6 protein-coding genes are annotated in these 5,327 nt (G+C 64.0%); all 6 read left to right on the top strand.

Translation table 11 applies throughout. The features are described 5' to 3' along the window. The coding region (locus B3C64_RS04125; RefSeq protein WP_291533928.1) for a cell division protein at positions 1–682 on the top strand (682 nt) is incomplete at its 5' end. 73 nt (positions 683–755) lie between these two features. Further along, entirely contained in the window at positions 756–1,355 is a 600-nt protein-coding gene (locus B3C64_RS04120) for a YceD family protein (protein WP_291533927.1), read from the top strand. Between the two features lie 116 nt (positions 1,356–1,471). After that, a complete protein-coding gene (gene rpmF, locus B3C64_RS04115) occupies positions 1,472–1,666 on the top strand; it encodes a 50S ribosomal protein L32 (RefSeq protein WP_291533926.1) in 195 nt (64 codons plus the stop codon). 391 nt (positions 1,667–2,057) lie between these two features. Further along, positions 2,058–2,882 (top strand): ribonuclease III, encoded by an 825-nt coding sequence (gene rnc / locus B3C64_RS04110; protein WP_291533945.1) that lies wholly within the window; start codon positions 2,058–2,060, stop codon positions 2,880–2,882. A gap of 209 nt (positions 2,883–3,091) precedes the next feature. Next, positions 3,092–4,960 carry an acetolactate synthase large subunit gene (locus B3C64_RS04105; RefSeq protein WP_291533924.1) on the top strand — a complete coding sequence of 623 codons (1,869 nt, stop codon included), beginning with the start codon at positions 3,092–3,094 and terminating at the stop codon, positions 4,958–4,960. Between the two features lie 26 nt (positions 4,961–4,986). Continuing rightward, positions 4,987–5,327, top strand: a 341-nt coding sequence (ilvN, locus tag B3C64_RS04100; RefSeq protein ID WP_291533922.1) for an acetolactate synthase small subunit, incomplete at its 3' end; no start/stop codon positions are given.

Here is a 5,327-nt window from a genome sequence, read left to right as displayed (position 1 = left end):
GGCCAAGGCCCGAAACGCGGACGCCGTCGATTCCCCACGTCCCTCGATGGCAAAACCGGATTTGCCCGAACTGCCCGAACTGCGCGACACGTTCGACCCGGACGCGCCGCTCATCGACTCGTCCGACCGCAGCCGCGACGAATTCACCACCGTCTACGACATCATCGACGGCATGGAGACGGCGTTGGCCGACGCGAAACCGGTGCTGTTCTCCCCGGGTTCGGTGCGCATCGACCGCGACGCGCTCGCCGAGCAGCTCGAACAGCTCAAGAAGATGCTGCCAGTGCAGCTGGAGCGCGCGTCCGCGCTGATGCGCGAATCCGAACGCCGTTTGGAAAGCGCGCAGACGCAGGCCAACGCCATCGTCGCCTCCGCGCAGTCGCGCGCGGCGAATATGGTACGCGAGGCCAACGAGCAGGCGCAGTTCCTCGCCGGCCAGGAGAACGTCACCGAAATCGCGCGGCAGAAGGCGCGTGCTATCCTCGACCAGGCGCAGACGAAGGCCGACTCCCTCACGCGGAACGCCGACAAGTACTGCATCACCATCATGGAGACGCTGCAGCAACAGCTCGACAAGTTCGACAACGGCGTGCAGGCGGGCCTCAAGGTGCTGTACGACCGTCAGAACGAGGCCGGCGCGCATCTGCAGCATATCGACGCGGACGATTATCCGAAGAACTGACGCCGCCGACATTTGAGACCGACATCCGAAGGCGCCGGACGGCTCCTTCGACCAATTGATTGGAAGACTGAATATGGCACGTATTGAAGATTCCCCATGGGCCGTTTCCGTGGCGCAGGTCGCCTCCCGACCGGGGCAGAGCAAGGAGATCGACGAGACGTTCCCCGCGCCGAGCGGCATCGGCGACGAGATCGTCGGCGTGGACGAGGGCGCGGACGTCTCCGTGACCGGCTCGTTCGATTCCATCGTCGACGGACTGGTGCTCACCGCGCGCATCAACGCCCCCGTGCATGCGGAATGCACCCGCTGCCTGAAGCCGATCAAGCGCGACTGGACCGTGAACGTCACGTCCTTCTTCCCTTATGAGGACGCGTCCACCAACAGCAACGGCAAGTCCAAGGACGACGAGGTCGACATCATCGCCGGCGAGGACGAATCCGAAGACACCTACCCGCTGCTCGGCGGCGGAGCCTGGGCCGATCTCGAGGCCCTGCTCCGCGACACGCTGGTGGAGGAACTTCCCCTGCAGCCGCTGTGCAAGCCGGATTGCAAGGGGCTGTGCTCCCAGTGCGGCGTCGACCTCAACGAGCATCCCGACCACCACCACGATGTGACCGACATTCGTTTCGCCGCGTTGGAAGGCCTGAAGGCCAAGCTCGAAGGCAAGGAGTGACGGGGCCCGTCGGCCCGACAAGGCCCGGCCACGGCCGCATTTGGCATTTGTACGGAGCTCACGTTAAGATACTGAACGCTTAAGCTCAATCGTTCGAACGAAATAGAGGAAACACAATGGCACTGCCTAAGTACAAGACCTCGCGCGCGAATACTCATTCTCGCCGCGCAAACTGGAAGGCCAAGGCCGCCCAGACCGTTACCTGCCCGAACTGCGGCGCTCCGACGCTGCCGCACATGGCATGCCCGAGCTGCGGCTCCTTCCGCGGCCGCGTGTACCGCGAGGCTGTCCGCTCCATCCACTCCAAGTGAGTGAATGCCGGATAACGGTATAGCAAACATCAAGACCCTGCCATCGACGGGTGGCGGGGTCTTCTTGTATCTCACACGCGTTCGCCCGCTTTCACCCACCGTTTTATACGCCGCCGTTTTATAATCGCAGATGGCCGGTTCCGAGAATCGGCCGCATACGTTGTTCGCGTAGCAATGCAGCCGGATACGCTGGCGTCTTGCCACGTGCGCAACAGCCGATAATCACATTCGCGGCGAACGCCGCACAAGCGAGGACCATATGGGCAAGAACACCAATCAGAACAATTCCGCGACCACCGGCGGCGCGATTGCCGGCAACGAAACCGCAACCGTCACGGGCGGCGACGCCAACAAGGGGCGGATCGGCACATCCATCACCGAACAGGGCGAAATGACCGCCAACGTGCTGCTGGAGGCGCTCGGCACCACGCTCGCGCCCGAACTGCTGGTCGAGGCGCTCACCCACCGTTCCTTCTCCCACGAGCACCCGGGCGCGAAGAACTACGAACGCCTCGAGTTCCTCGGGGACGCGGTGCTGGAACTCGTCTCCACGGAAACGCTGTACCGCATCCATCCGGATATGAGCGAAGGCCAGCTCGCCAAGATGCGCGCCAAGGCCGTCTCCGAGGAGGCGCTGAGCAAGATCGCCCGCGAGAAGCTGCACGTCGGACCGTACATCCTGCTTGGCCACGGCGAGGCCGAACAGGGTGGAGCCGACAAAAGCTCGATCCTGTGCGACATCGTCGAATCGCTGATCGGCGCGACGTTCATCCAGAACGGCATCGAGGAGGCCCGCAAGGTCGTGCATCATCTGGTGGACGACACATTGGCCGAGGTCGCCACGGAAGGGCCGGCGCTCGATTGGAAGACCTCGCTGACGGTCAAGGCGCACGACATGGGATTCGGCGAGCCCCGCTACCAGATGTCGGTCTCCGGACCGGAATACGCGCAGGTGTTCACCGCGCGCGTCATGCTCGGCGACGAGGAGGACGCGATCGGCACCGGCACCGGTTCCAGCAAGCGCAAGGCGCAGCTCATCGCCGCCGAGGAAGGGTGGCATGCGCTCGACCAGCGCGAGCCCGTGCAGCGTCCGCACCGCAAGAACCATCACGGCAAGCACCACGGCAAGCGCAACAAAGCCGGCAACGTCGAGACCAAGGCCAACGCGGAAACCGAAACCAAAACCGGAGCCAAAACCGGAGCCAAGCAGGACTGACGACGCCATGCCAGCATATGGCATGCGCTCGGAAAATCATTCTGTCAGCCATTAGCATAGACTTCTTATTAGGAAGGAATTGCGATTCGCACATCGCCACAAGCGGTTGCGCGGCATTCCGCTTGTCGACTCCGACGGGGGCGCATAACGCCGCACGCCCATCGGAGTCTTCCGAGGGAAATTTTCTACGAACGAGCATGAGAGGGAACATGGTGTTACCTACGCCTCTGCAGGCATTCAGCGGCATGCCGAAGGCATCCGCAACCACTGAAAAGCAGACCATTGTCGACGGCGAAAAAATGACCGGCGCCGAAGCGCTGGTCCGTTCGCTGGAGGATCTGGGGGTCAAGGACGTCTTCGGCGTTCCCGGCGGCGCGATTCTGCCCGTCTACGATTCCATCAAGGACGATACGAAGTTCCGCTTCATGTTGATGCGCCACGAGCAGGCCGCCGGCCATGCGGCCGAAGGCTACGCGCTGGCCACCGGCGAGGTCGGCGTGTGCATCGTGACCTCCGGACCGGGCGCCACGAACATGATCACCCCGATCGCCGACGCGAACATGGATTCCATTCCGATGGTCGTCATCACCGGCCAGGTGGGCGTGAACGCCATCGGCACCGACGCGTTCCAGGAGGCCGACATCGTGGGCGCCACCTACCCGGTGGTGAAGCACTCGTATCTGGTCACCCGCGCGCAGGACATTCCGCGCGTGCTGTCCGAGGCGCACTACATCGCGCGTTCCGGCCGTCCGGGACCGGTGGTGGTGGACGTCACCAAGACCGCGCAGACCGGCACGATGTACTACTCCTGGCCGCAGCGCATGATTCTGCCCGGCTACAATCCGACCACCAAGGCGCACGGCCGTGTGCTGTCCGACGCGGCGAAGCTGTTCGAGCAGTCGTACCGTCCGGTGCTGTACGTCGGCGGCGGCGCGGTGCGTTCCGATGCGGGCGACCTCGTCAAGGAGCTGTCCGACGTGACCGACGCTCCGATCGTCACCACCCTGCCGGCGCGCGGCATCGTGCCGGATTCCGATCCGAAGGTGCTCGGCATGCTCGGCATGCACGGCACCATCGCGGCGACCGGCGCCGTGCAGCGCTGCGATCTGCTCGTCGCCATCGGCGCCCGCTTCGATGACCGCGTCACCGGCAAGCTCGACGCGTTCGCGCCGGGCGCGCGCGTGATCCACATCGACATCGATCCGGCGGAGATCGGCAAGAACCGCCAGCCGGACGTGCCGATCGTCGGAGACGTGGCCACCGTGCTCAAGGACCTCATTCCGGAGATCAAGCGCGAGCAGGCCGTGCACGGCAAGCCCGACACCAGCCACTGGTGGGACGTCATCAACAAGTGGGTCGAGGAATACCCGATCACCTGGGACGAGCCGACCGATGGCACGCTCGCCCCGCAGTGGGTCGTCAAGCAGCTGTCCGATCTGGCCGACCCCGACACCATCTGGGTTTCCGGCGTGGGCCAGCACCAGATGTGGGCGACGCAGATCATCGAATTCAACAAGCCCCATTCCTGGCTGTCCTCCGGCGGCCTGGGCACGATGGGCTTCGGCCTGCCGGCCGCCATCGGCGCGCGCGTCGGCTCCGCGCGCAAGTTCGACGACAAGAAGCCGGTGTGGCTTATCGACGGCGACGGCTCCTTCCAGATGACTTCCGAAGAGCTGGCGGCCGCGTTCCTCGACCACACGCCGGTGAAGATCGCGCTGCTCAACAACTCCGTGTACGGCATGGTGCGCCAGTGGCAGACCCTGTTCTACGAGCACCACTACTCCGCGACGAACCTGCTGGACGGCGAGAACACGCCCGACATCGTGGATGTTCCGGACTTCGTGAAGCTCGCCGAGGCCTACGGCTGCGTGGGCATGCGCGCATTCACCGAGGACGAGGCCATCGCATGCATCAAGAAGGCCAACGAAATCAACGACCGTCCGGTGCTCATCGACTTCCGCGTGTGGAAGGACGCCATGGTGTGGCCGATGGTCGCAGCCGGCGATTCCAACGACAACGTCACCTACAAGCCGGGCGTGAAGCCGCTGCAGCGCGCCAAGGCCAACGAGAACGAGTGAACGAGTAAGGATAGGAAGATCTGATCATGGCAAATTATCCTGCATCCCAGCCGGGTTCCAAGCGTCATACGCTGTCCGTGCTCGTCGAGAACCGTCCGGGCGTGCTGGCGCGCATCGCCGGCTTGTTCGCCCGTCGCGCGTTCAACATCAACTCGCTGTCCGTCTCCCCCACCGAGCGTCCGGACATCTCCCGCGTCACCGTCACCGCGGAAGTGGAGGAGGTGCCGCTTGAGCAGATCATCAAGCAGCTCAACAAGCTGCTGCACGTGCTGAAGATCGTGGACCTCGATCCGGAAACCACCGTGGAGCGCGAACTGGTGCTCATCAAGGTGGCCGCCGACGAATCCAACCGTTCCGACGTGCTGGA

The sequence above is a fragment of the Bifidobacterium sp. UBA6881 genome (assembly GCA_002451435.1).
GTDB lineage: Bacteria > Actinomycetota > Actinomycetes > Actinomycetales > Bifidobacteriaceae > Bifidobacterium.
The sequence above is the reverse complement of the archived record's forward strand: the minus strand, read 5'-3'. Positions and strand labels throughout refer to the sequence as shown.